The following is a 21,891-nucleotide window of genomic DNA, read 5'->3' as shown; positions in this document are numbered from 1 at the left end:
CAATTACGCTCAGAAAAATACGCCTACCGATAGCATTACGTTCGCAGTACGGTTGTTAATGGCTACCGTGGGTGATGCAGAGTCGTTGTTCAATTGATAGGGTGAATAGCCCGACTTATACGTCAGGTAAGAAGCCGCCAGATCAGCGAAGAAGCGATCATTACGCATTCCCAAACCCGCCGATAGCAATAACTTCGACCGATCTGTAGCCGCAACACGGTCTAAATCAAGTTTATAAGCACTTGGTAGATACCCAACGCCTGCCCGTACACGTAACAGACCCGCCCGAATTTCAGCACCGGCCCGTAGGTTCACTACGTTCTGGTACGTTTCCTGAACAAATCCTTTTACGTCATTCTTAAAATTGGTGTTGTCCTGCTGGTTTGTGAAAGCCGATGTCCGCACGCGCATGCCTTCGTAATTCACATATTCGGCTGTTGCGGTGATAAAGCCAATTTTGCCTTTATTGATGAAATACGTAGCGCCGAACGATCCGCGGAAAGGCGTCTGGAGTGTATATTCAAAATTGTTGGATGGGTCTACCACGTCAACGTAGTTTGTCATCAGCGAAATGTTGCCGGGGTTCGGACTTTTTACGTTGGCGGTAAGCGTTTGGCTGAATACCTCATTGGCACTGCTCCAGGTAGGCGATGTTGCCGTAACACCAATTTGCAGGTCCGGAATTACTTTATAAATAAGGCCAAACGATGCATTAATGCCGTTCCCTCTCACATCGAAGCGGTTAACCTGCCCATAGTTCACAAAGTACTGACCATTGACCGGCGATTCGATAAAATTGAACTCCGATGAATAGCGCAAATGAGTCAGAGCAATCGAACCACCGATATAGAGTTTATCATCCAGGTTGCCCGCATACGCTAATGTCCATTGCGAGTGGGTTCCTGAACGGCTTATTGTAGATTGCTGATCTTTCTGCGTATTGACATCAAAGCGCGTGTAGGGAGGTCCCGAATACGAAGGCGTAGTAGTTGTTGTAGGGTTAATCAGAAATAAACCATAGGCGGCAGCTTCCCGGAAATCAGCCTGCCGGTCGTTGGGATAAAATCCATTGATCAAATCCGTTTCGCTATACGCGGCACTATTAGCCCCCTCTACGTACGACTGAGCAATTGATGAATTTGGGTTGTTGTTCAGCCCGCGTGCATTTGAGTAATCAAAGAAATTTGCCGACTGTGTATACGTAACACCCCAGGCTGACCGACGCAACCGCCGGCTGCCATTGTTGTTCCCTCCCGCGAAGATGGCGCCAAACTGACCTACGCTAACTTTGCCACTACTACTATTCGTTTGCTGCCCCAGAAATGTATTCTGGTTATTGGATGAGGTAAACATAGGGCTTATGCTTATCTCAGAACGATTATAGAACGCCAGACCTGCCGGATTTCCCGAAAGGTTGCTGGCATCCCCTCCTAAAGCAGCATGATTTCCACCAAGGCCACGGAAGCGGGCCGTGCCATTCTGATTGAAATCTGAAAACCGGAAGGCGTCATCCGCGTAGTCGTAGGCCGCGCCCTGCCCAAAGGCCAGATGCGAGCATACGAGTAGAGTCGCCGAAAGAAAGAAATGCTTATTCATGGATATAAACTTTATTAAGCAATTGGGGGACCAGGTTCTGTTTCTACGACTTAGAACAGATAGGCCCATAAACGTTTAATGGCTATCTTTCAAATACGTAGTCACTCAACGAATACAAAACGAAAATCCCCGCCAATTGTCCTAATCAGCGGGGATTTTTTTATAGATAATTTCTCAAATACTATCTGGGACCGCGTCCGCCACCACTTGAGTGGCCACCACCGCCTGAGAAGCCACCACCACCACTACTTGGCGCGCTGTAGCTTGGCGTACTGTAGCTCCGGCTTGGGGCACTGTAAGTAGGTTGGCTTGGCTGATTGTAGCTTGGCTGACTGTAACTACCCCGGCCCTGGCTCTGGGTTTGATAAGAAGGCTGCTGGTAGCTGCGGTTGCTAAAGCCATTGTCTGAAGGGGTGTAACTGCCCCGGTTGCTCTGACGTGGCTGAGCGTAGTAGGTATTACCTGAATTGCTATTATACGATGGCGCGGTAGCCGTATTGGTAGTACCCCGTCCACTGTTGTCGTAATAATAGTTGCCCCGATTCGTGGTGCTTGGCCGCGCGTAATAATTGTCGCTGTTGGCCCGATTGCCACGGCTATTGGTATACGTTCCGGCTGAACCAGCGTTTGTATAGCCGCTACGTCCGCCACCTGAATTATACGTCCGTGGGCTGTTGTCGAAGCTGGAGGTATACCGGCCTGATGCTCGCCCGGTTGTAGGTGAGTACGTCCGCGTACGGTACGGATCGGCACCGGATATTACGTATACCGGACTGCCGCCATAATAGCCACCCCCATAATAGCCGCCGTAGCCGAAAGGTGAATAGAAGGGACTGTAAAGTCCACCGCCCCACCCATAGGCATATGAGCTATAGAATGGATCATACAAACCGCCGTAGCCGAAAGGCGAATAGAAGGGGCTGTATGCATACGAGCCACCATAGAATGGCGAATAGTACGGACTGCCGAAACCAAACCCAAGACCACCCATCCCTAAGCCAAGACCCAGACCGCTATAAAATCCGGTGTTGTTGAAACCCCAGCGATTCCAGCTATAAGCCGATGTCATGGCCGAATTATACCCATTCACAAAGCCGGAATTATAGGCATTGGTACCCGTGTCGTTCCAGCCCGGATCAGGCGATAAGCCACGGTTTAGTTTGCGAGTGCTTAGTTCCGAATAATATTCGTCGGTGTTAGTGTCGTAACCCTGTTGTTCATCGTTGAAGTCAGGGTTTGCGTTTTTCATGGACCGCTGCTGACGGTCGGAGCGTTGTTGCTGGCGACTCGACCGATAATCGCTGTACCCGTCAACTTGACGGTTGCTGGCATACACCTCTGCATTACCAGAGTTGCCGTACAGGTCATCGACTTCACTAGCATTCTGGGCGGTCTGACGACTGGAAGTACAGCTCCAGAAGCCCATCAGCGCGGCCAGCGTCAGGTAGCGATATAGACGTTGCGTTTTCATTTGGCCAGGGAATTAATGTCGTAAAGACGTATTGTAAGTATCCTTTTCAATCTATAACACAGGATTGACTAGTTTGATTACAAAAATAGAGTAAAAACCTATCTTTGCAAGTCCTATATCTGTTAGATTCCCATTTAATCCCAAAGGTTTAATCCAATATTAAAAAAAGTTAAATATGGTTAAGTAAAGTCAGGTCAGCTATGGCCTGGCAGCAACAAATTTACCTGGCTATATCTGACCTGTGTACGCATGGCAAAAGCAATTCCGTCCCGTAGTGAAAACTACTCCGAGTGGTATAATGAGTTAATAAAAAGAGCCGATCTGGCCGAAAATTCAGCTGTTCGCGGCTGTATGGTCATCAAACCCTATGGCTTTTCAATCTGGGAAAAAATGCAGCGGGCTCTGGACGATATGTTCAAGGAAACCGGCCATTCCAATGCTTATTTTCCGCTGTTTATTCCAAAATCTTTTTTGAGCAAAGAAGCGTCGCACGTGGAAGGCTTTGCCAAAGAATGTGCGGTGGTAACGCATTACCGGCTTAAAAATGCCGAAGATGGATCGGGCGTTATTGTTGATCCTGAAGCGAAACTGGAAGAGGAACTGATTGTACGTCCAACTTCCGAAACGGTAATCTGGAGTACGTACAAAAACTGGATACAGTCGTACCGCGATCTGCCGCTGCTGATCAACCAGTGGGCAAACGTAGTGCGCTGGGAAATGCGAACACGGATTTTTCTGCGGACGACCGAATTCCTTTGGCAGGAAGGGCATACGGCCCACGCTACGTCGGAAGAAGCACAGGCCGAAACCCGTCAGATGCTCGATGTGTATGCGCAGTTTGCCGAGGAATGGATGGCTGTGCCCGTGGTTCGGGGAGCCAAAACGGCTAACGAACGTTTTGCCGGGGCCGAGGACACGCTTTGTATTGAAGCCATGATGCAGGATGGCAAAGCCTTGCAGGCCGGTACGTCGCACTTCCTGGGGCAAAACTTCGCGAAGGCGTTCGAGGTACAATTCCTGAACAGACAGAATCAGTTAGATTACGTCTGGGGAACATCGTGGGGCGTTTCAACCCGGCTGATGGGGGCACTTATTATGGCCCATTCCGACGATGATGGTCTGGTGCTACCACCGAAACTGGCGCCTATTCAGGTCGTGATCGTACCTATCTACCGTAGCGAAGACCAGTTGGAACTGCTGTCGGCAAAGATCAAGCCGTTGGTGCAGGAATTGAAAAAGGCTGGAATTTCGGTAAAATATGACGACTCAGATGCTAATAAACCCGGCTGGAAATTTGCCGAGTACGAACTGCGCGGTGTACCTGTTCGGCTGGCTATGGGCGGTCGTGATCTGGAAAATGGAACGGTAGAAATTGCCCGGCGTGATCTCAAAACCAAAGAAACCGTACCGTTTGATGGGTTGACAGAGCGAATCAAAGCGTTGCTCGACGACATTCAGCAAACGATTTATAACAAAGCGCTGTCGTTCCGGAAAGAAAATACGTTTAAAGTCGATACGTTCGAGCAGTTTCAGGAACAGATCGAAAAAGGCGGTTTCCTGCTGGCACACTGGGACGGCACCAGCGAAACCGAAGAGGCTATCAAAGAAGCCACCAAAGCTACCATTCGCTGTATTCCCTTCGATCAGGAAGCTGAAGAAGGTGTTTGTGTGTATTCAGGTAAACCGTCGAAGGGGCGGGTCGTGTTTGCAAGAGCTTATTAATTATGCATTCCATAAAACGGGTTTGTGTGTATTGTGCCTCCAGCGCGCAGGTTGATCGGGCTTATTTCGACGCTACCGAGCGACTGGCTACGGCCTTTGTCGACAACCAGATCGACGTAGTATATGGGGGTGGGGGAATTGGGCTGATGGGTCAACTGGCCGATACAGTGCTCGAAAAAGGCGGACGTATCACGGGCATCATGCCCAATTTTATGCGCGAGGTTGAATGGGCGCATAAGAAAGTGACCGACTTTGTGTTTACCGCTTCGATGCACGAGCGAAAGCAGAAATTCCTGGAGGAAGTAGATGGATTGGTGGCTTTAGCTGGCGGAACGGGTACGCTTGAAGAACTTTTCGAAGCCATTACGCTCAAACGGCTGGGATTATTCACCAAACCCATCATCATTCTGAACACCCGTGACTATTATGCGCCCCTGAAGGAAATGCTGGATAGGGGCATTGCCGAAAATTTTATGGCGCCTGTACACCGGTCGATCTGGACATTTGTGGATGAACCGGAGCAGGTTATTGATGCCCTACAGAATGCACCCGTCTGGTCGGAAGATGCCATACGGTTTGCTACGTTACGATGACACCTACTACCATACCGTATGGGTTAAAGCGTGCTGCCGTTATCTGCGTATTGCGTAACGGCAGTCGCTTTTTACTGCTGAAGCGCATAAAAGATCCCAACAAAGGTCAGTACACGCCCGTTGGCGGGAAACTGGACCCGTTTGAAAGTCCGCTTCGGGCGGCTTACCGCGAAACTTGGGAGGAAACCGGAATTAAAGCCGATGCGATGAAATTCTGCGGTGTGCTAACCGAAAGTTCGCCAACGGCATACAATTGGATGAGCTATGTGTATGTGGCTGAAATTCCGTTGCTGCCTCCGCCACCCTGTAACGAAGGCGACCTGGAATGGATCGAGTTTGCCGATGTGCTGAACGTACCAACGCCCAAAACAGACTGGTATATTTATGACTATCTGTTGAAAAACAAATCGTTTGTATTCGATGCCGAATACGATGAGCAGCTAAATCTGCTGGTTATGCAGGAAGAGCTGGAAAATATCCTGGTCTTTCAGGCATAGCCCTAACGGGCTAGCGAATCGACAACTGTTGCTGGCGAATGTGTTGCAGATACCAGCTGCCCCCCGCGAACGTAACGGCGCATAACCCGGCTAGCCAGACAAGTCCGCTCACACTCAGATACGACCAGGTTTTATGACTCATCAGGTCCATTATCGCCATCAGCATCATACACAGGCCAATGGCCATAATAAAGGCATTTCGCAGTGAGATTCGGTAAGCCTGGCGTAAATCGTACGCGCCGTACGCCTTATTCCGAAATTCAAAAACGATATCATCCAGACTAGCTCGCTGAAGTTGCTCGTCGGTCATGGCCAATTCTGTCTGATACGTTGCCTGCAGATGCCGGACGGCCTTTACGTTGGCCTGTTCCAGCACGGCGTTCAATGCCGACTCAAACGGCAGGCCAATCCACATATAATACTCCACTTCGCAGGCCAGATGGTCGAGTAATTCATCAAGCAAGGCATCGGTTGAGCCACTATGAACCAAGTGATTGTGCAGTATAGCTACTTGTTGCGGGTTGAGTTTTTCCATGACTCTATCTGCATTTTCGGTTAATTCAATAACGTTTAATGTACTTAATGAGCAGTTGCCAGACTAGCCGGTAACCGGAATAAAGTTCGCATTGTATCCATAAAGCGCTCAAAGTCAGAGATCTTCTGAATTGCAACCTCTGTACCTTGCGGGGTTAGTGCGTAGTATTTACGTAAGCGACCTTCCACCTCTACCGATTCGGTTAGCAAAAGCCCTTCCTGCTCCAGTTTGTGAAGTACGGGATATAAGGCCCCAAACGACAGGATGATTTCTCCCTGCGTACGATCCTTAACGGCCTGGGTGATTTCGTAGCCATACATTCGTCGTCCGCCGGAGGAATGCGGATCGGCATGACCCGGCTCGGCCAGCAGTTTCAGTACTATTGTTTTCAACGTACCACGAAGGAATTCATTACCTGAGGGTTCCATAGTGTAAAAAGGCAAACGGATAGACTAGTATACTGTAAAAATATATAATTTTCCGATATATACTGTGTTTATACCAACGTAACAGTTGCGTTTTATGCTGAAGTTATGGCGGTCTTTCTGCTGAATATTGAACATTTGGATTAGGTGGCGAGTTGGTCAAAAGTTAGCCTGTTGCTTAAGGGAACCAGAAGTTTCGGTTACTTTTGCGGCTACGTTTCCAATAAACCAAATAGTATTATGGCACAAGCAAAATCTGGCGATACAGTTCAGGTTCATTATACCGGAACTCTGACCGACGGAACCATCTTCGATTCATCAGTAGGCCGTACTCCGTTGGAGTTCACTGTAGGCAGCGGTCAGGTAATCAAAGGCTTTGATGAAGGCGTAGCGGGTATGAATCAGGGCGATAAAAAAACCATCAATATTCCGGTAGAAGATGCTTATGGCCCGGCAAACGAAGACATGATTTTCACGCTGAACCGCTCGGATATCCCGAATGACATTCCGCTTGAATTGGGTATGACCCTCAACATGCATGAAGATGGCAATCCAAGACCTATTCCGGTAATTGTTCGGGATTTGACGGATACAAGCGTTACGCTTGATGCTAATCATCCGTTAGCGGGTCAGGATCTGACTTTTGAAGTAGAATTAGTGGGTGTTAAGTCGCCATCGGGGTTGATATTGTAAGGGAGGGAAGAAAGGGACGAGCGGGAAAAATAAAGCATTACTACATTTTCCTCCTCGTCCCTTTCCTCCCGCTCGTCCTTTTCTTCCTTTTTTATTGCTCCTCCATTTGTAACTTCAGTAACTCGCCCAGCTCACGTAGGGCAGTTTGAATACCACGCAGGTTAGCCCGGGCTATATACGACGCCAGCGCCACTGTGATCGCGCCAATATTAAGAGCAACTGTAGTATCGGTAATTCGATGTAAACTCAACGTAGCTTCATGATTTGCCTGCAGAATGATCGTCGCCATTTCAGTTGCGTTTTTGAAAGCAGGTCGAACAGCCCGGGTCTGCAAATCCTGAACCCGATTGAGCAGGCTATTCTGATAGGCATTCAGATCTAATTGTTGCTCATAGGTAAGCTCTGGCCAATAGAGCACCTGAAACTTATTCAGGGCACGAGCCATACCATTGTAGCTATTCGCAATCCCGTTGATTTGTTCAGGTGTGAAGTCTTCCATAAGGTCAATTTCCCTATTCGGGGCTCAGACTGTTTATAACTAAAAATAAAGTCAGGTACGTATCCGTATTTGCTTACGTTGCACCAGCGTTCGTTTACATGAACAAACTGCAATCCATTTACCTATTTCTTTATCCAAATAATATGGATTAGGACCACTTATCGTTAATATGGTCACTGGTTCATGGTTTATTGAAGTTTGTTGTGTCTATAATAACTCGCTTTCGGAAGATAAGTTACTGATTGATAAAATCAGCTACTTTTTGACCAAACGGTCATAAAGCTGAAACCTGGAGGTTAGTATTCGAGTTGCTACGGTATGAATTTAACTTTGGGTAACGTCGGCTACGCCTGTATCAACCTGAGTCTCCAGGTTGACAAAATCACTACAAACCGGGGAATGATACGGAAAACATTCACGGAACGAGGGATTGCCTATGCCTCGGAACTGGCGCTCAAAAACGTACAGGATTTGCTGAAGATTGTGGATTGGAATCTTAAGAACGGGTTGCATTTATTTCGCATATCATCCGATTTGTTTCCCTGGGCATCCGAATATCGCATTGCCGATTTGCCCGATTTCCCCGACATCCGAGCCACGCTTGAAGAGATCGGGAGTCGACCTATCCGACTGACCACTCATCCGGGTCCGTTCAATCATCTGGCTGGGCAGGGCAAAGTACTGGATAATACGATCGTCGATCTTGAGTATCAATCAGAACTGTTTGATTTGATGGGGTTAACGCCTTCACACTGGAACAAAATCAATATTCATGTGGGCGGTACGTATGGCGATAAAGCGGCAACACTGGCGCGGTTTACACAAAACTTTAGCCTGCTCTCCGAAAATCTCAGGGCGCGGCTGACTGTGGAGAACGATGACCGCCAAAGCCTCTACACCGTAGTCGATCTGGTTTCGGTGTATGAACGTACCGGTATCCCTATTGTATTCGATTATTTTCATCATGCGCTTAATCCCGGTGAGCAAACGGAGCAGGAGGCTTTTCTAACCGCTTACAATACGTGGGATGTTCGGCCTGTATTTCACTTTTCTGATTCACGCAGAGATCATGAAGATCCAAAAGCGCGTCGTGAAGCTCATGCCGACTGGCTCTACTCGCCGGTGAATACGTACGGGAAAGAAGTTGATATCGTATTTGAGTGCAAAATGAAAGAACTAGCCGTTTTAAAGCATCGGGCGGCTAACAAAGAATTATCGACTTTGGGCTAGACATCTACAACCAGTTCGTCCTCTTTCTCCCGACTGTAATAATACATGAGCAGTAAAACGCTTGTGTAAGTGACTATGTTGAATAGGTCATGGTGATCAATTGTGCGCAGGCTTTTCCACTGCTTTTCCATAGCAAGGAGAAGCAAACCAATACGCCAGCAATTAATAAACCAGATGAATACCAGCCCTCCTAAACACCAGCATATTTTTTTCTGCCAGGTTCCGTTGTTCGCAATAACAAAGGCGCTCCAGAAACTTAAGATGCCCAGACCCAGACAGCTAAATGATAGTATAACGCTTGTTCCTGCTGCGGTTTCTATTGTGTGGGGCGGATTGATATACGTTTGCTGCCCGAACAAATAAGTAATGAGCTGGGCTCCGTATAAAATTGAGGTTCTCAGCCAGTAAATATAATTAAAGTAATGATCCAGGAAATAGTTATAATAATGTTGTGGATCGGTAATGGCTAAATAAGAAATATTGAAATAATAGAATAAAATAAATAGCGAAAAGAGCTTAATAAAATAAGCGACATTTAAATAAGGGGCAAGGTGAATTTTTGATGTATTAATCATTAATTTTTTAAGGGAATCAATACAATTTCAGTCCTTATTTTTTTAAAGCTTATTATTTAAACTTTAGGTATTAATTTTATTGAACGCTTGATAGTATTTTATCCTGTATAAATACCACGTATTATTTATGAATACGTAGTTGAACAATAGCCTACTAAGAAGAATAAATAAACGAGTTATTATTCAATAATATAATAGCTCGTTTATTAAAAAGCTGATTATATAATTTCAGTCTGTTTGACTCGAAAACGATTGAGCTTTTACGTAGTAGCTCTGTGAAAAATTGACAGTGCTACGTACCTTATTTATTATACCTTATTTTTCGCAGCTCGCCTTTTCTTGTAAGCTTTTTTTATGCCGAGAGCTGCACCTGCGGCTAGTAAAACGCTTACCCCACCATCTAATGGCGCATTGGCGCTAGATTTGGCAGCTATATTGCCATAGTTTGAATAGGCTAATCCCTGAGGTTCTGAATAAGGAGTAGCACCTTGATCAGAAGTATTTTGTTGGCCAATCTCGGGAGTATTTCCACCCTCAGAACTATTCTGATTCATAGTAGAACCAGGCTTAGGTTTAATATCCGATACAGGCCGATTAATCTTAGGTTGAGAAATGGTTTGTCGGGCCGAGAAACGCTGAATTGACGGAGAGCTAGTTCCCTGTTTCTTATCTAAAGAATTTCTGGATGCGCCGGAAGTTTTTCCAGCCTTATTGTAGGCAAGACTCTGTGTCGATTTTGGACTTTTTACCTTTTGCTGATAGGCTGGATTGTGAATCGACTTTACCCGTGATCCAATGGTGTGGGAATTATTTTTTCGAGCCGTAGCAGATGACAGATATTTTGTACGAAAAGCAGATTTTTTAGAAATTTTAAAAGCAGTTGATCCAGTAGAGGATTGTTGAGCTAGCTCAGGTGTTTGCGTCCTTCTTATTAAAGAACTAACTGGTGACCTCTCTAATCGTAACCGATTTTTACGGCGAAGCGAGCTTGTTGTCGACTTGGAGTTTACTTTTATTGAATTAACGGGTGAACTTTGATTTATAGTAACCGTGTTACCACCTCTCTTTAAATAAGGAAACTGACCATTTATTTGGGGAATGCTATCCGTCTGATGGGATGAAACAGATTTTTCCCGGTTTTGTGAAGAATACGTTTGCGCCAAGGTCGGTAATGCACTACTGCATATAATGATGGTGGCTGCTGCCAGAAGTACTCGGCATTTGTTGGTCTGACGTGCGTGTAATTTATTAAATATACATTCCAAATAGTGCGAATGAATATTCTTAAGTGAAGGTCTGGTAAATTTAGTCGTATGCATTCCGTTGATGTTAAATAGTAAGTAAAGGTTTAGTGCTAATTTCCAGTTACCCTCCTCAAGTGCATTTCCTTTTATTTTACTGAATCAAGCGTTCTCACTGCGTAATCTTGATACGTTACTACCGGGAGTATACGCTGTGTTATATTTTACATCCGGTAATGAAAGCGCAAGGCTAAATGTATGGCCGTTTACTCATTAACTTCTAATATTGTTATTAGATGGTCTACTTATTTACTTCCAAGGGCAAATTATTCTCTCGTGCACAAACTATCACCTCCATAAAGTAAATTTTTTCGCAAATTCATTGGTGATTCTCTGACACAATTCATGTTTTCTTTATTAAGGAAAACCGCTGGAAAAACAATGTAATACCTTTTAATCAATAAATACTAGGTTAAAAAATAGATTAATGGATATCCTGGGTTACTTAGGAATTATTCGCTTGAATATATACGCATAAGTGAGTATTTAGATTTTCCCGTTTTTCCTGTAGTTATTTTTCGGTTTTATTAAGTGGTTATCAACGCCATAGGAATTATTTAAGTTGAACAGAACTATACATGATAAATTGACGAATTTGCTAATTCGTTTGACTTTAGTACTACCTTTAATTAGTTAATTATAATTCTCTTCCATACGTCATTGGTAGTCCAAGCCTTAATGTCTAAGTACGTTGAGTTGAAGGGCAACTAGCAATGAACAACTGAATGATATTTTACAGATTCAGTTAAACTCAGCTTATTCTGTCAGAAGGGAGGAAAGCCTAACGCATTCTTGAAATTAGGGATGAGCTGTCTAATGACCGATTAATAAATAAAGACTTTGCAGCTTAACCAGCTTGATCAGTCGCAACTAGTACATACTGAATCATTTATAAATAATTAGTATATTAACAGGGCAGATCGAACAAGCCTGTGACAGGAATCGTGGCCAGGCTCCATGTACCAGTCTAAGCTGATCTATAGATTAACTCAATTTTAGAGCGTTGTTACCGTTAATAGCTCATACGTAAGCTATCCGATTGGTCGGGAGCAGCCCAGATTACGTACAGCCTACATGCTAAACATGAACTGGTGGATTATTATACAAGTAGGTCAATGGCTGTCTCAATGGAACAGCCCACCTCAGGGGTACCTATTGAGCGACGAAGCCTTCTTTGCTCAGCCCATAAGTCAGCAAACACTGGTTTTAGACAAACCCGATACAGTCCTGTTAGATATGGCTCTGTTTCAGGCAACTAACGAGGCCCGGCGGCTGGCTGGTTTGCCTATTCTGCAGTATGATCGATCGTTGTATCAGGCAGCCCGGAATCATGCCGAATCGATGATGCAGAATAACTACATCAGCCATGAGGACCATTTCGACTTGTCGGGGCTGACCCTGCTCAAGCGTATTCAAAAGCAAACCAATCGCTTTGGTGTTATGGCAGAAAATATCGGGCAGTACCAGACGATTGATACGCCCGACTGGTTTGGCGTGCGCTTTAATTCCCGGCGTCAGCAGTATGAGTTTGTTAATTCGGCCACTAAACAACCCTATAAGCCGTATAGCTACGCTAGTTACGCCCGTTATGCCGTGATTCAATGGCTCAACTCCCCGCATCATCGAGCCAATTTGCTCAATCCGCTATTTACGCACGTGGGGTGTGCGGTACGTCTGTCGGCTCATCCATTCAAGGAACGACGGGCCCCGTTTGGGCGATTGGTACAGAACTTCGGCTCTCCGCGTGTCACTACACAGGCCCGTCGCTAATCGATTTCCTTTCCGGGAAATTATACCACCATACCGTATCCAGTCGTATTCTTCAGAAATAATTGGCATTGAAAGATCCTAAACGTATTGTGCAGCAAGGTTATGACCGGCTTGGTCATCGGTACCGAACGCATTACGAACAAGAGAATCCACACCGATACGAAGACTTGTTGCGGACTTTTATTCAGGTACTGTCACCCAATGCCGATGTTCTGGAATTGGGCTGCGCCGATGGTATTCCTACGGCTCAGTATCTGAGTCAGTACGTTAACTATCAGGGAGTAGATATTTCGCCTATCCAGATTAATTTGGCCCGACGTAACGCTCCATCGGCTCATTTTGAGGTTGCGGATATGGCTGCGCTGGTATTTCCTGATCGTTCGTTTGATGGGATCATTGCGCTGTATTCCATCATTCATTTACCACTTGCCGAGCAGCCCGCTTTATTTAAATCTGCTTATCAATGGCTTAGGCCAAACGGGTACTTGCTATGTATCGTGGGGGCTGGTGAGTGGACAGGTACCGATTCCAACTGGATTGAGCCGGGTACAGGCATGTACTGGAGCCATACGGATGCCGATACGTATCAGACCTGGTTTACTCACATTGGGTTTGCCATTCTGGACCGCTATTTTGTGCCTGAAGGCGACGGCGGACATACGTATTTCCTACTGAATAAGTAGCTATACTACTCAGCTTTGCGTAGTAAAAAGAAGCAGCTTTCCGGCCAGATCAGTGCTTACCCGTTCTTGTCGAGTATATCGGTTTCAGGTACCTGCAAAATCGAGGACAAGACATTCGGGAATTTTTTTTCCAGCTCATCCAGACGTAGTGATGTCAGGCTCTGCGTACCTTCTGTGCGAATCTGGACAATACCAGCCTCTCGCAGCACCCGCAGATGATGCGACATGGTTGATTTAGCAACGGGCGTCGGAATGGCACCACAAGGCTGTTCGCAGGTAAGCTTAGCCAGACACTGGACAAAATTCAGACGTACCGGATCGCTCAGTGCGTGCAGCACACCGGGTAACGTAATCTGATCGATGGTGGGGTGCTGGTATTGTTTCATGATTCTATTCGCTCTAGTTCCTGATTTGCGGTAGGTCTACAAAAATGAAGTAGCTACAGTAATTGCCAATACAACGATCAGGCGGTCCCAAAAAATTCATTTATTTTTTTTCAGACTTAGGAAACCATCTTCAGTGGCTGCTTGTTCGACATCCATAAAACAATAATAGTTCGATATTCATAGAACATTCAAACTATACAACCTCGTAAATTTATGAAAACGCTCAATAATCGAACAAAATCGCTGCTGGCCGGTGCTGTCGTTTTAACGATTGCCCTTTTTTTATTACGCCAAAGCTTTTCTCGAACAAGGCCGAACCATCGACCCGTAAAGCCCCACCGGCCTCACCTGCCGAAAACAAAGTAGCCAGCGATGTTTTTGTTGTAAAACGCGAGACGATCACCGATGAACTCCAGACTACCGGAACCATTGCCGCCAATCAGGAAGTGGATCTGGTTAGTGAAGTGGCCCGTAAACTCGTCCGGATATATGCTCACGAAGGAAGTTACGTCGGTCAGGGAACGCTGCTCTATAAACTGGACGATGCCGACCTGCTGGCTAAAAAACGGAAAATAGCCCTTGAGGAAAAATTGGCTAAGCTCGACGAAAAACGGTTCCGCGAATTACTGGCGAATGAAGCCGTCAATCAGCAGGAATACGACCGGATATTGACGAACCTCAACGTATTGCAGGCCGAACTGGCGATGGTAGATGTTGATCTGGCCAAAACCGAAATTCGGGCACCCTTTGCTGGTCGGGTGGGCCTGAAACGGGTCGACGTAGGTGCCTACGTAACGCCTGCTACCGTACTGAGTTCGTTTGATGATGTCAGTCGGGTCGAGGTCAACTTCACCATCCCCGAAAAATACGCTTCCGATGTTCGGCCCGGTCAATCGATTCATTTCATGACTGAAAACAGCAATCGATCGTTTGCGGGTAAAGTCATCGCAACGGAGCCTAAAATGGAAGCCAACACGCGCAGTCTGCTGGTCAAGGCCGTAAGCGATAACCGCGATGGCAAACTTGTTCCGGGTTCTTCGGCTAAAATTGCCTTTGCGCTGCACGTAGCGCAGGACGGCATTCTGATTCCAACCGAAGCCTTGATTCCGAATGCCAAAGGGTATTCGCTCTTTCGATTAAAAGGCGGAAAAGCCGAACGTCGTGAAGTAAAAACCGGTAGCCGTACGAAAGGAACGGTACAAATTCTGGAAGGCTTGTCAATTGGTGATACTGTTCTCACAACCAATCTGCTACGTCTCGACACGGGCGTACCGGTGGGCGTTTCTTCGGTGAACTAGCGTTCCCCGAGCTTTGGCAAAGATCACTACGTTGTCGAAGCAATAGGTAGCTCCTTCCCTTCATTATCGAATCAAAATTTACCCAATTATGAGTTTATCGGGAATTAGTATCCAGCGGCCAGTGCTGGCTGGAGTACTGTCTGTATTAATTATTCTATTTGGTTTCGTGGGGCTAACGTACCTGGGAATCCGGGAGTATCCGGTCACGGATTCGCCCATCGTTACGGTCACCACAACCTATCCCGGCGCTAGTCCGGACGTAATTGCCTACCAGATCACCAAACCTCTGGAAGAAGCCATTGGCGAGGCCAACGGAATCCGAACCATATCCTCTGTGTCGCGTGAAGCGGCTAGTGTGATCACGGTTGAATTTAACCTGAACGCTGATCTGGAAGCTGCTGCCAACGACGTTCGCGACAAAGTGACCAAAGCCCGCAGGCTGCTGCCCGGCGACGTTGATCCGCCCATTGTTGAAAAAGCAAACAGTGGCGACATCGTGATTTTCATGGCCGTCGAAAGCAAAACCCGTAGTATTCTGGAAGTCAGCAACATCGCATCGACGGTCATTAAAGAACGGATGCAGACCATTCCGGGCGTGAAACGGGTAGGAATCGCGGGAGAGAAAAAATACGCCATGCGGCTACGTATCGACCCGGCTAAACTTGCCGCTTATCAGCTTACACCCTCGGATATTGAGCAGGCTTTACGGAAAGAAAATGTCGATCTGCCGTCGGGCCGGATTGAAGGCGACCGTAACGAACTGACCGTTCGGACGCTGGGCCGGTTGACGAAAGAAGACGATTTCAACAACATGATCGTCAAGCAGGAGGGCAGCAGTATTATTCGATTCAAGGATATTGGTTATGCCGAACTCGGTGCTGAGAATGAACGTACCGCCATTCTGAACAGTCTGAAGGGCAACTCGCCCACAATCGGTGTGTTTGTTGAACCGCAGCGGGGAGCCAACGCGGTAGCCATTGCCGACGAATTCTACCGCCGATTGAAAGAACTACGTAAAGAGATTCCGGCCGAATACGAACTGACCATCGGAAAAGATTTTACGGAACCGATTCGGGATTCAATCTCGGAGGTGGAAGAAACGCTGTTTGTCGCGTTTGGACTGGTGATTCTGATTCTGTTTCTCTTCCTGCGCGACTGGCGCTCAACCATCATTCCGGTGGTGGCCATTCCAGTGTCTATCGTCTCGGCCTTTTTCATCATGTATGTGGCGGGCTATTCCATCAATATTCTGACATTACTGGCGCTGGTGCTGGCGATTGGACTGGTGGTCGATGATGCCATTGTTGTCCTGGAAAATATCTACGCCAAAGTGGAAGAAGGGATGTCGCCCTTGCAGGCCGCATTTAAAGGCTCATCGGAAATCTATTTTGCCGTTATCTCAACGACCATTACGCTGGCGGCTGTGTTTCTGCCGATTCTGTTTCTACCGGGCATAACCGGAAAACTCTTTCAGGAATTTGCCGTAGTGGTGGCGGGTTCGGTGCTGGTTTCGGCCTTTGTTGCGCTGACGCTCTCGCCTATGATGAGCGCTTACCTGCTCAAGCGCCACAATAAACCCAACTGGCTGTACCGCACCACAGAACCTTATTTTGTGGCGTTGAACCGGGGCTACGAAAAATCGCTGGGCTGGTTTTTGCAGTACCGCTGGATTGCCTTCCCCAGCCTGATCGTTACGTTCGGGTTGATCTATCTGATCGGTAGGGAGTTACCTTCCGAACTGGCTCCGCTGGAAGATCGGTCGCAGATTAGTCTGGCGGTGATGGCGCCCGAAGGGTCATCCTACGAGTACACGGAGAAATACATGAACGAGATCGCTAAGTTCTCGGTCGATTCAACGAAAGGCCTGTTCCAGACGTATTCGATTCTGGCCCTGAACGTTCGGTCCTCCGGCACCCGTTAACGTTGCCATTCAAAATACCTTCCTGAAGAAAGCCGACGAGCGGACGACCACGCAGGCCGATGTCTTTGCGACCTACGCCCGGAATGCGCAGAATTTCAGGGGCGTGATGGTATTCCCGGTTCAGCCGCCAACCATTGGTAGCCGGTTTGGGCAGGCGCAGCCCGTTCAGTACGTATTGCAGGGAACCAGCCTGGCCGCGATAACGGATGTACTGCCCAAATTTATGGATGAAGCCCGCAAAAGCCCGATTCTACGCTTTGCCGATTCCGATCTGAAAGTGAACAAACCCGAACTGGTGCTCCAGATTAATCGGGATAAAGCGGCTGAACTAGGCATCTCAGTCGCCGAAATTGCCCGTGGTTTACAATTGGCACTGAGTGGACAGCGGTATGGATACTTCATCTTCAACGACCGCCAGTATGAAGTCATTGGCCAGCTACAACGTCAGGATCGTGATACGCCCTACGACCTCAAATCCATGTATGTTCGTACGCGCTCGGGTGATGTTGTTTCGCTCGATAATTTGGTTTCGTTTAAGGAAAGCATCAGTCCAGCGGCTATTTATCGCTACGATCAGGCCATTTCGGCAACGGTTTCGGCGGGTCTGGCACCCGGAAAAACCATTGGCGATGGGGTGGCTGAAATGAACCGGATAGCCAAGAAAGTTTTGCCGCCAACTATCAAAACCTCACTGGCGGGCGAATCGCGCGATTTCGCTGAAAGCTCGTCGAGCCTGTTGTTTGCCTTCGTATTTGCACTAGTCCTGATTTATCTGGTGCTGGCTGCTCAATTCGAGAGTCTGGTTGATCCGTTCATTATCCTGCTGACCGTGCCGATGGCTATGACCGGTGCGTTGTTGAGCCTGTGGCTGTTCGGGCAAACGCTGAATATTTTTAGTCAGATCGGCATTATCACGCTCATTGGTCTGATCACGAAGAATGGGATTCTGATCGTGGAATTTGCTAACCAGAGTAAAGAACAGGGCTTAAGCACGCTGGAGGCTGCCAAGGTAGCGGCTACCTCCCGGTTCCGGCCTATTCTGATGACGAGCCTTGCCATGATTTTTGGTACCATTCCGATTGCAATGACCGAAAATAGCCGGAATTCGCTCGGTACTGTCATTGTCGGCGGCTTATTGTTTGCGGGGCTGCTGACCCTCTACATCATACCCGCCGTGTATTCCTATTTCTCCAGAGAACATAAGCCTATTCAGGAAGAACCGGAACTGGCGAGTGAACAGGCCGTATTAAACTAGGCTATCGTTTCCTATACCCCGACGGGCTCAACGGGTTAATACAACCTTTCCCTTAAAATCCAGCTCGTCGGGGCCACACCAACGTACAGCCAATCTTTCATTACAATCATCATGAGACACACGAATTATACCGTCGTCCTGCTTATCGTCTTTGTTCATCTGATTTTCAGTCAGTACGTTCAGGCGCAGGTTCGACAACTAACAATTGACAGCGCTGTTAAACTGGCGCTGGATAAAAACCGAGATTTGCAGGTGGCAACGCTCGAAACTACCAAATCGGCCCAGAAAGTAACAGAAGCCCGGAGCTACGCCCTCCCCAATGTAGCGGGCTCAGCGCAGTATCTGTATTATTTCAACAAACAGGTTTCGTTTCTGCCGGGCAGTTTTGTTGGATTGCCGGAAAATCAGCTGGCTACGTTTCGCGTAGGCGGATCGAACGCACTGTTTGGTGGAATTGCCGCCACGCAGCCGCTGTTCCAGTCGGGAATAAAGTCTGGAATTAAAGCCGCCCAGATCGATGAAGCCGCCACAACCGAAGCCCTGGCCGATGTTCGGGCGAACGTAGTGACCGATGTGAAAAAAGCCTATCTGGACGTACTGATTACGCAGGAACAACTTCGTTTGCAGCAGCAGAGCATTGCTCGAAACGAACAGGCACTGAAAGACGCCCGTTCGCTTCTGGCTCAGGGACGGGCCTCGCGGGTCGATACGTTGCGGGCTTTCGTAACGGTCGAAAATCTGCGTCCGGCGATTATCCAGCTGACCAACCGAATCGGGATAACCAAAACGGTTTTAAAGCGGACAATGGGCCTCGACGAGCGGGAAACCATTGAATTACAGGACTCACTACGTTATGAGGATTCACAGGTGCTTACACCGAGCGCCGATGTTTATTTCGAAGCGGTGCAGGCCCGGCCCGAAGTCCGTCGACTGGAATTGATTGAGCAACTAAACCGGGAGCAGGTCGCTATTCAGACGGCTGAGCGTCGGCCTAAACTGGCGGCCATTGGGTTAGCGCAATCGCAGTCGCAGGCCAATAATTTCAGGATCGGCGATTACAATTGGCCCGTCAGCACGTATCTGGGATTACAACTGAGCGTGCCAATTTTTACTGGCTTCCGCACGAATTCCCGGATTCAGCAGGCGCAGATTACCCGCCAACAAAGCGAAGTACAGGTGGCAAATTTGAAAGAGATTGTTCGGGCTCAGGTCAAAATTGCACTGGCAAATGTTGACGAAGCGCGGCTGCGTATCGAAACGCAGCGTCAGACCATATCGGTTGCTGAACTGGGGTACCGCATCACCCGCGACCGCTGGAAACAGGGGATTGCCTCGCGGCTGGACATGTCGGATGCCGAACTGTCGCTTACGCAGGCCAAATCAAATTACTTACAGGCCGTCTATGATTACCTTGTCGCGACAGTCAGTCTGGATAAAGTAGCAGGCCGTATTAAATAAGGTGGGTCTAGGCTTGCATTGATCGCGCAGCAGTCAGATGTTTATCGCAAAATGAGACTTCCGTCTGGCTCAGCCTGTCGTAGCATATGCCAGGTTAATCGGGAGCCGTAAATTACCACCTCTTATGAAAACTACAGTAAAAGAACTCCGTCTGATTCTGACCGTCGAGAATCTGGACGAGCTAATCAATTTTTACCGCGATACGGTCGGTCTGGAAACATCGAAAGAATGGCATGAAGAAGCCGGCAACGGGATTATTCTGGATGCGGGCCTGGCCTCACTCGAACTGATTGATGCCAAACATGCGGCCCGTATCGATCAGATCGAAGTGGGCGAACGGGTATCGGGGCCTGTCCGGATCGCCTTACGCGTGACTGAACCTATTACGTCGGCAACCGCTACGTTAATCGAAGGGGGAGCCAGTTCTGTTGCGCCCCCAACCACAGCGCCCTGGAGCGAGGTGTCCAGAGTACAGGCTCCCGACGGGATGCAGATTACGTTATTTGCTACGTCTACACTGGTCGATTAACGGGGAATGTCATTGGTCATTAGTAATGGTCATTGGGCGAGTGGGTGTTTGAGCTATTTACTCAATGTCAGCTCGGACGGCGTTTCGGCTATCTCGTTGGCTTCAACAATGTTGCCTTTTCGGGTAAGCAGATGAATGATGACCCAGGCGATCAAATACGTAAAGCCACAGATAGTAAATAAGATATTGTAGCCAACTGCCAGATTGCCAGCGGCTTTATATTTATCAAGTAAGCTGCCGACGAGTATCGGAAAAAGAATGCCGCCCAGCGCCCCCGCCGTACCGCCAATGCCCACCACTGAGCTTACAGCCTGTTTCGGGAACATATCCGAAGCCAGTGTAAACACGTTTGTGGCCCATGCCTGATGCAGCGCTACGGCCAGGCTGATAAGTCCTACGGCTACCCAGACATCCGTAGCAAATTGAACCAGTATAACGGAAAGCTCCAGCGTGCCAAGTACCAGCAGTACGGTTTTACGTGCTTTTATCGTGGGCCATCCACGTTTTATCAATCGGGAGGATAAATAGCCGCCCCCAATGCTGCCGATAGTAGTCGCCGTATAAATGAGCATTAACTCCAGGCTTGGTTTTTTTAGGTCCAGATTAAACGTGGAGGCAAAATAGGAAGGAAGCCAGAACAAAAAGAACCAGTAAATGGGGTCAATTAATCCTTTGCCGGTGATGTAGGCCCAGGTTTGCGGAAGCGTAAATAACTTAAACCAGTTGACCGTACTTTTATCGTCCGTCTCGCTTTCGGGTAATTCCTGACCACTGATGATGTAATCCCGTTCTTTGGCGGTCAACCGCCCTTGTCTGGCGGGAATATCGTAGAAAATTAACCAGAAAATCAGCCAGACAAACCCCAGAGCGCCCGTAACCCAGAAAACGCCGTGCCAGCCGTAGTGATTTAATAGCCAGGGGACAATCAGCACGGCCACCACAACGCCAATGCTGGTTCCGGCATTGAACAGGCCCGTTGCCAGACCCCGTTCTTTTTTCGGAAACCATTCGGCTACCGTTTTTACGGCTGCCGGATAGTTTCCGGCCTCGCCAATGCCCAATCCGATACGTGCCAGACTAAAGCCAAAAACACTTCGGGCAACCGCATGGAGCATACCGGCAATGCTCCAGATAATGATGGTGATGGAATAGCCTGCTTTCGTTCCGATTTTGTCAATTACCCAGCCAAAACCTAAAAGGCCAACAGCGTAGGCCGCCGTAAAGGCCATTACGATACGTGCAAAATCGGTTTCCGACCAGTTGAATTCTTTCTCCAGAATCGGTTTTAACAAGCCAATTATTTGCCGGTCGAGGTAATTGATGGTTGTGGCCGCAAACAGGAGAAAGACAATAAACCAGCGGTAGTTTTTTAGTTGGAAATTGAACATGATGTCGAATGATAAATGATGAATGATAAATGATGAATTGGTTCTGCTAACCGTCATTTATCATTC

Annotated in this window: 22 protein-coding genes; 12 read left to right on the top strand and 10 right to left on the bottom strand. The window is 47.7% G+C overall.

Annotation, left to right across the window (positions count from 1 at the left end; genetic code table 11):
• Positions 1-9: 9 nt before the first annotated feature.
• Together LN737_RS24300 and LN737_RS24295 are read right to left on the bottom strand one after the other, a co-directional pair.
• A complete protein-coding gene (locus LN737_RS24300; protein ID WP_405512805.1) occupies positions 10-1,596 on the bottom strand; it encodes a hypothetical protein in 1,587 nt (528 codons plus the stop codon).
• Between the two features lie 181 nt (positions 1,597-1,777).
• Positions 1,778-3,067: a hypothetical protein gene (locus tag LN737_RS24295; RefSeq protein ID WP_405512803.1), complete on the bottom strand. Its 1,290-nt coding sequence runs from the start codon at positions 3,065-3,067 to the stop codon at positions 1,778-1,780.
• A gap of 249 nt (positions 3,068-3,316) precedes the next feature.
• Here LN737_RS24295 and proS point away from each other — a divergent pair, with 249 nt between their 5' ends.
• From proS to LN737_RS24280, 3 genes are read left to right on the top strand one after another with little or no spacing between them, the layout of a single operon-like run.
• Positions 3,317-4,789 (top strand): proline--tRNA ligase, encoded by a 1,473-nt coding sequence (gene proS / locus LN737_RS24290; RefSeq protein WP_405512801.1) that lies wholly within the window; start codon positions 3,317-3,319, stop codon positions 4,787-4,789.
• A 2-nt stretch (positions 4,790-4,791) separates the two neighbouring features.
• Positions 4,792-5,382 carry a TIGR00730 family Rossman fold protein gene (locus LN737_RS24285; protein ID WP_405512799.1) on the top strand — a complete coding sequence of 197 codons (591 nt, stop codon included), beginning with the start codon at positions 4,792-4,794 and terminating at the stop codon, positions 5,380-5,382.
• Positions 5,379-5,879 carry an NUDIX hydrolase gene (locus LN737_RS24280; protein ID WP_405512797.1) on the top strand — a complete coding sequence of 167 codons (501 nt, stop codon included), beginning with the start codon at positions 5,379-5,381 and terminating at the stop codon, positions 5,877-5,879. Before LN737_RS24285 ends, LN737_RS24280 begins: the two co-directional genes overlap by 4 nt.
• A gap of 10 nt (positions 5,880-5,889) precedes the next feature.
• Here LN737_RS24280 and LN737_RS24275 read toward each other — a convergent pair whose 3' ends face one another.
• Together LN737_RS24275 and LN737_RS24270 are read right to left on the bottom strand one after the other, a co-directional pair.
• Positions 5,890-6,414 (bottom strand): hypothetical protein, encoded by a 525-nt coding sequence (locus LN737_RS24275; protein ID WP_405512795.1) that lies wholly within the window; start codon positions 6,412-6,414, stop codon positions 5,890-5,892.
• A 44-nt stretch (positions 6,415-6,458) separates the two neighbouring features.
• Positions 6,459-6,842: a PadR family transcriptional regulator gene (locus LN737_RS24270; RefSeq protein WP_405512793.1), complete on the bottom strand. Its 384-nt coding sequence runs from the start codon at positions 6,840-6,842 to the stop codon at positions 6,459-6,461.
• A gap of 237 nt (positions 6,843-7,079) precedes the next feature.
• Here LN737_RS24270 and LN737_RS24265 point away from each other — a divergent pair, with 237 nt between their 5' ends.
• Complete coding sequence (locus LN737_RS24265) at positions 7,080-7,532, top strand: peptidylprolyl isomerase (RefSeq protein ID WP_405512791.1); 453 nt, start codon at positions 7,080-7,082, stop codon at positions 7,530-7,532.
• Between the two features lie 91 nt (positions 7,533-7,623).
• Here LN737_RS24265 and LN737_RS24260 read toward each other — a convergent pair whose 3' ends face one another.
• The gene (locus tag LN737_RS24260) at positions 7,624-8,031 is read right to left on the bottom strand and encodes a hypothetical protein (protein ID WP_405512789.1); all 408 of its coding nucleotides are present in this window, start codon (positions 8,029-8,031) and stop codon (positions 7,624-7,626) included.
• A 318-nt stretch (positions 8,032-8,349) separates the two neighbouring features.
• On the opposite strand from LN737_RS24260, the gene uvsE reads away from it, so the two are divergent.
• A complete protein-coding gene (uvsE, locus tag LN737_RS24255) occupies positions 8,350-9,261 on the top strand; it encodes a UV DNA damage repair endonuclease UvsE (protein WP_405512787.1) in 912 nt (303 codons plus the stop codon).
• On the opposite strand, the gene LN737_RS24250 is transcribed toward uvsE, so the two are convergent.
• Entirely contained in the window at positions 9,258-9,836 is a 579-nt protein-coding gene (locus LN737_RS24250) for a hypothetical protein (protein ID WP_405512785.1), read from the bottom strand. The two genes, uvsE and LN737_RS24250, sit on opposite strands and share 4 nt — an antisense overlap.
• 308 nt (positions 9,837-10,144) lie before the next feature.
• Positions 10,145-11,155 (bottom strand): PID-CTERM protein-sorting domain-containing protein, encoded by a 1,011-nt coding sequence (locus LN737_RS24245; RefSeq protein WP_405512783.1) that lies wholly within the window; start codon positions 11,153-11,155, stop codon positions 10,145-10,147.
• Positions 11,156-12,220: 1,065 nt separating this feature from the next.
• Between LN737_RS24245 and LN737_RS24240 the strand changes: the two genes are divergently transcribed.
• Together LN737_RS24240 and LN737_RS24235 are read left to right on the top strand one after the other, a co-directional pair.
• Positions 12,221-12,907, top strand: coding sequence for a CAP domain-containing protein (locus LN737_RS24240; protein ID WP_405512781.1), 687 nt, complete (start codon positions 12,221-12,223; stop codon positions 12,905-12,907).
• Between the two features lie 68 nt (positions 12,908-12,975).
• Entirely contained in the window at positions 12,976-13,590 is a 615-nt protein-coding gene (locus LN737_RS24235; protein ID WP_405512779.1) for a class I SAM-dependent methyltransferase, read from the top strand.
• A gap of 56 nt (positions 13,591-13,646) precedes the next feature.
• Here the strand turns inward: LN737_RS24235 and LN737_RS24230 are convergent, their stop codons facing one another.
• Both LN737_RS24230 and LN737_RS24225 read right to left on the bottom strand, forming a co-directional pair.
• Complete coding sequence (locus LN737_RS24230) at positions 13,647-13,976, bottom strand: helix-turn-helix transcriptional regulator (RefSeq protein ID WP_405512777.1); 330 nt, start codon at positions 13,974-13,976, stop codon at positions 13,647-13,649.
• 223 nt (positions 13,977-14,199) lie between these two features.
• Positions 14,200-14,406 carry a hypothetical protein gene (locus LN737_RS24225; protein ID WP_405512775.1) on the bottom strand — a complete coding sequence of 69 codons (207 nt, stop codon included), beginning with the start codon at positions 14,404-14,406 and terminating at the stop codon, positions 14,200-14,202.
• Here LN737_RS24225 and LN737_RS24220 point away from each other — a divergent pair.
• The 5 genes from LN737_RS24220 (at position 14,375) to LN737_RS24200 (ending at position 20,437) form a co-directional block, all read left to right on the top strand.
• Positions 14,375-15,274 carry an efflux RND transporter periplasmic adaptor subunit gene (locus LN737_RS24220; RefSeq protein WP_405520505.1) on the top strand — a complete coding sequence of 300 codons (900 nt, stop codon included), beginning with the start codon at positions 14,375-14,377 and terminating at the stop codon, positions 15,272-15,274. The two genes, LN737_RS24225 and LN737_RS24220, sit on opposite strands and share 32 nt — an antisense overlap.
• A gap of 88 nt (positions 15,275-15,362) precedes the next feature.
• Entirely contained in the window at positions 15,363-17,195 is a 1,833-nt protein-coding gene (locus LN737_RS24215; RefSeq protein ID WP_405512773.1) for an efflux RND transporter permease subunit, read from the top strand.
• Between the two features lie 7 nt (positions 17,196-17,202).
• Positions 17,203-18,450 carry an efflux RND transporter permease subunit gene (locus LN737_RS24210; RefSeq protein ID WP_405520503.1) on the top strand — a complete coding sequence of 416 codons (1,248 nt, stop codon included), beginning with the start codon at positions 17,203-17,205 and terminating at the stop codon, positions 18,448-18,450.
• A gap of 111 nt (positions 18,451-18,561) precedes the next feature.
• Positions 18,562-19,908, top strand: a complete 1,347-nt coding sequence (locus LN737_RS24205; protein WP_405512771.1) for a TolC family protein — start codon at positions 18,562-18,564, stop codon at positions 19,906-19,908.
• A 124-nt stretch (positions 19,909-20,032) separates the two neighbouring features.
• The gene (locus tag LN737_RS24200) at positions 20,033-20,437 is read left to right on the top strand and encodes a VOC family protein (protein ID WP_405512769.1); all 405 of its coding nucleotides are present in this window, start codon (positions 20,033-20,035) and stop codon (positions 20,435-20,437) included.
• A gap of 53 nt (positions 20,438-20,490) precedes the next feature.
• On the opposite strand, the gene LN737_RS24195 is transcribed toward LN737_RS24200, so the two are convergent.
• Complete coding sequence (locus LN737_RS24195; RefSeq protein ID WP_405512767.1) at positions 20,491-21,825, bottom strand: MFS transporter; 1,335 nt, start codon at positions 21,823-21,825, stop codon at positions 20,491-20,493.
• Between the last annotated feature and the right edge of the window lie 66 nt (positions 21,826-21,891).

The sequence above is a fragment of the Spirosoma sp. KNUC1025 genome, from assembly GCF_045160025.1.
Lineage (GTDB): Bacteria > Bacteroidota > Bacteroidia > Cytophagales > Spirosomataceae > Spirosoma.
This window is presented reverse-complemented; position numbering and strand designations above follow the sequence as displayed.

Excerpts from the sequence above, each read along its gene's own strand:
- LN737_RS24300 (WP_405512805.1), bottom strand. The coding sequence starts at position 1,596 with ATGAATAAGCATTTCTTTCTTTCGGCGACTCTACTCGTATGCTCGCAT.
- LN737_RS24295 (WP_405512803.1), bottom strand. The coding sequence starts at position 3,067 with ATGAAAACGCAACGTCTATATCGCTACCTGACGCTGGCCGCGCTGATG.
- proS (WP_405512801.1), top strand. The coding sequence starts at position 3,317 with ATGGCAAAAGCAATTCCGTCCCGTAGTGAAAACTACTCCGAGTGGTAT.
- LN737_RS24285 (WP_405512799.1), top strand. The coding sequence starts at position 4,792 with ATGCATTCCATAAAACGGGTTTGTGTGTATTGTGCCTCCAGCGCGCAG.
- LN737_RS24280 (WP_405512797.1), top strand. The coding sequence starts at position 5,379 with ATGACACCTACTACCATACCGTATGGGTTAAAGCGTGCTGCCGTTATC.
- LN737_RS24275 (WP_405512795.1), bottom strand. The coding sequence starts at position 6,414 with ATGGAAAAACTCAACCCGCAACAAGTAGCTATACTGCACAATCACTTG.
- LN737_RS24270 (WP_405512793.1), bottom strand. The coding sequence starts at position 6,842 with ATGGAACCCTCAGGTAATGAATTCCTTCGTGGTACGTTGAAAACAATA.
- LN737_RS24265 (WP_405512791.1), top strand. The coding sequence starts at position 7,080 with ATGGCACAAGCAAAATCTGGCGATACAGTTCAGGTTCATTATACCGGA.
- LN737_RS24260 (WP_405512789.1), bottom strand. The coding sequence starts at position 8,031 with ATGGAAGACTTCACACCTGAACAAATCAACGGGATTGCGAATAGCTAC.
- uvsE (WP_405512787.1), top strand. The coding sequence starts at position 8,350 with ATGAATTTAACTTTGGGTAACGTCGGCTACGCCTGTATCAACCTGAGT.
- LN737_RS24250 (WP_405512785.1), bottom strand. The coding sequence starts at position 9,836 with ATGATTAATACATCAAAAATTCACCTTGCCCCTTATTTAAATGTCGCT.
- LN737_RS24245 (WP_405512783.1), bottom strand. The coding sequence starts at position 11,155 with ATGCATACGACTAAATTTACCAGACCTTCACTTAAGAATATTCATTCG.
- LN737_RS24240 (WP_405512781.1), top strand. The coding sequence starts at position 12,221 with ATGAACTGGTGGATTATTATACAAGTAGGTCAATGGCTGTCTCAATGG.
- LN737_RS24230 (WP_405512777.1), bottom strand. The coding sequence starts at position 13,976 with ATGAAACAATACCAGCACCCCACCATCGATCAGATTACGTTACCCGGT.
- LN737_RS24225 (WP_405512775.1), bottom strand. The coding sequence starts at position 14,406 with ATGGTTCCGGTAGTCTGGAGTTCATCGGTGATCGTCTCGCGTTTTACA.
- LN737_RS24215 (WP_405512773.1), top strand. The coding sequence starts at position 15,363 with ATGAGTTTATCGGGAATTAGTATCCAGCGGCCAGTGCTGGCTGGAGTA.
- LN737_RS24205 (WP_405512771.1), top strand. The coding sequence starts at position 18,562 with ATGAGACACACGAATTATACCGTCGTCCTGCTTATCGTCTTTGTTCAT.
- LN737_RS24200 (WP_405512769.1), top strand. The coding sequence starts at position 20,033 with ATGAAAACTACAGTAAAAGAACTCCGTCTGATTCTGACCGTCGAGAAT.
- LN737_RS24195 (WP_405512767.1), bottom strand. The coding sequence starts at position 21,825 with ATGTTCAATTTCCAACTAAAAAACTACCGCTGGTTTATTGTCTTTCTC.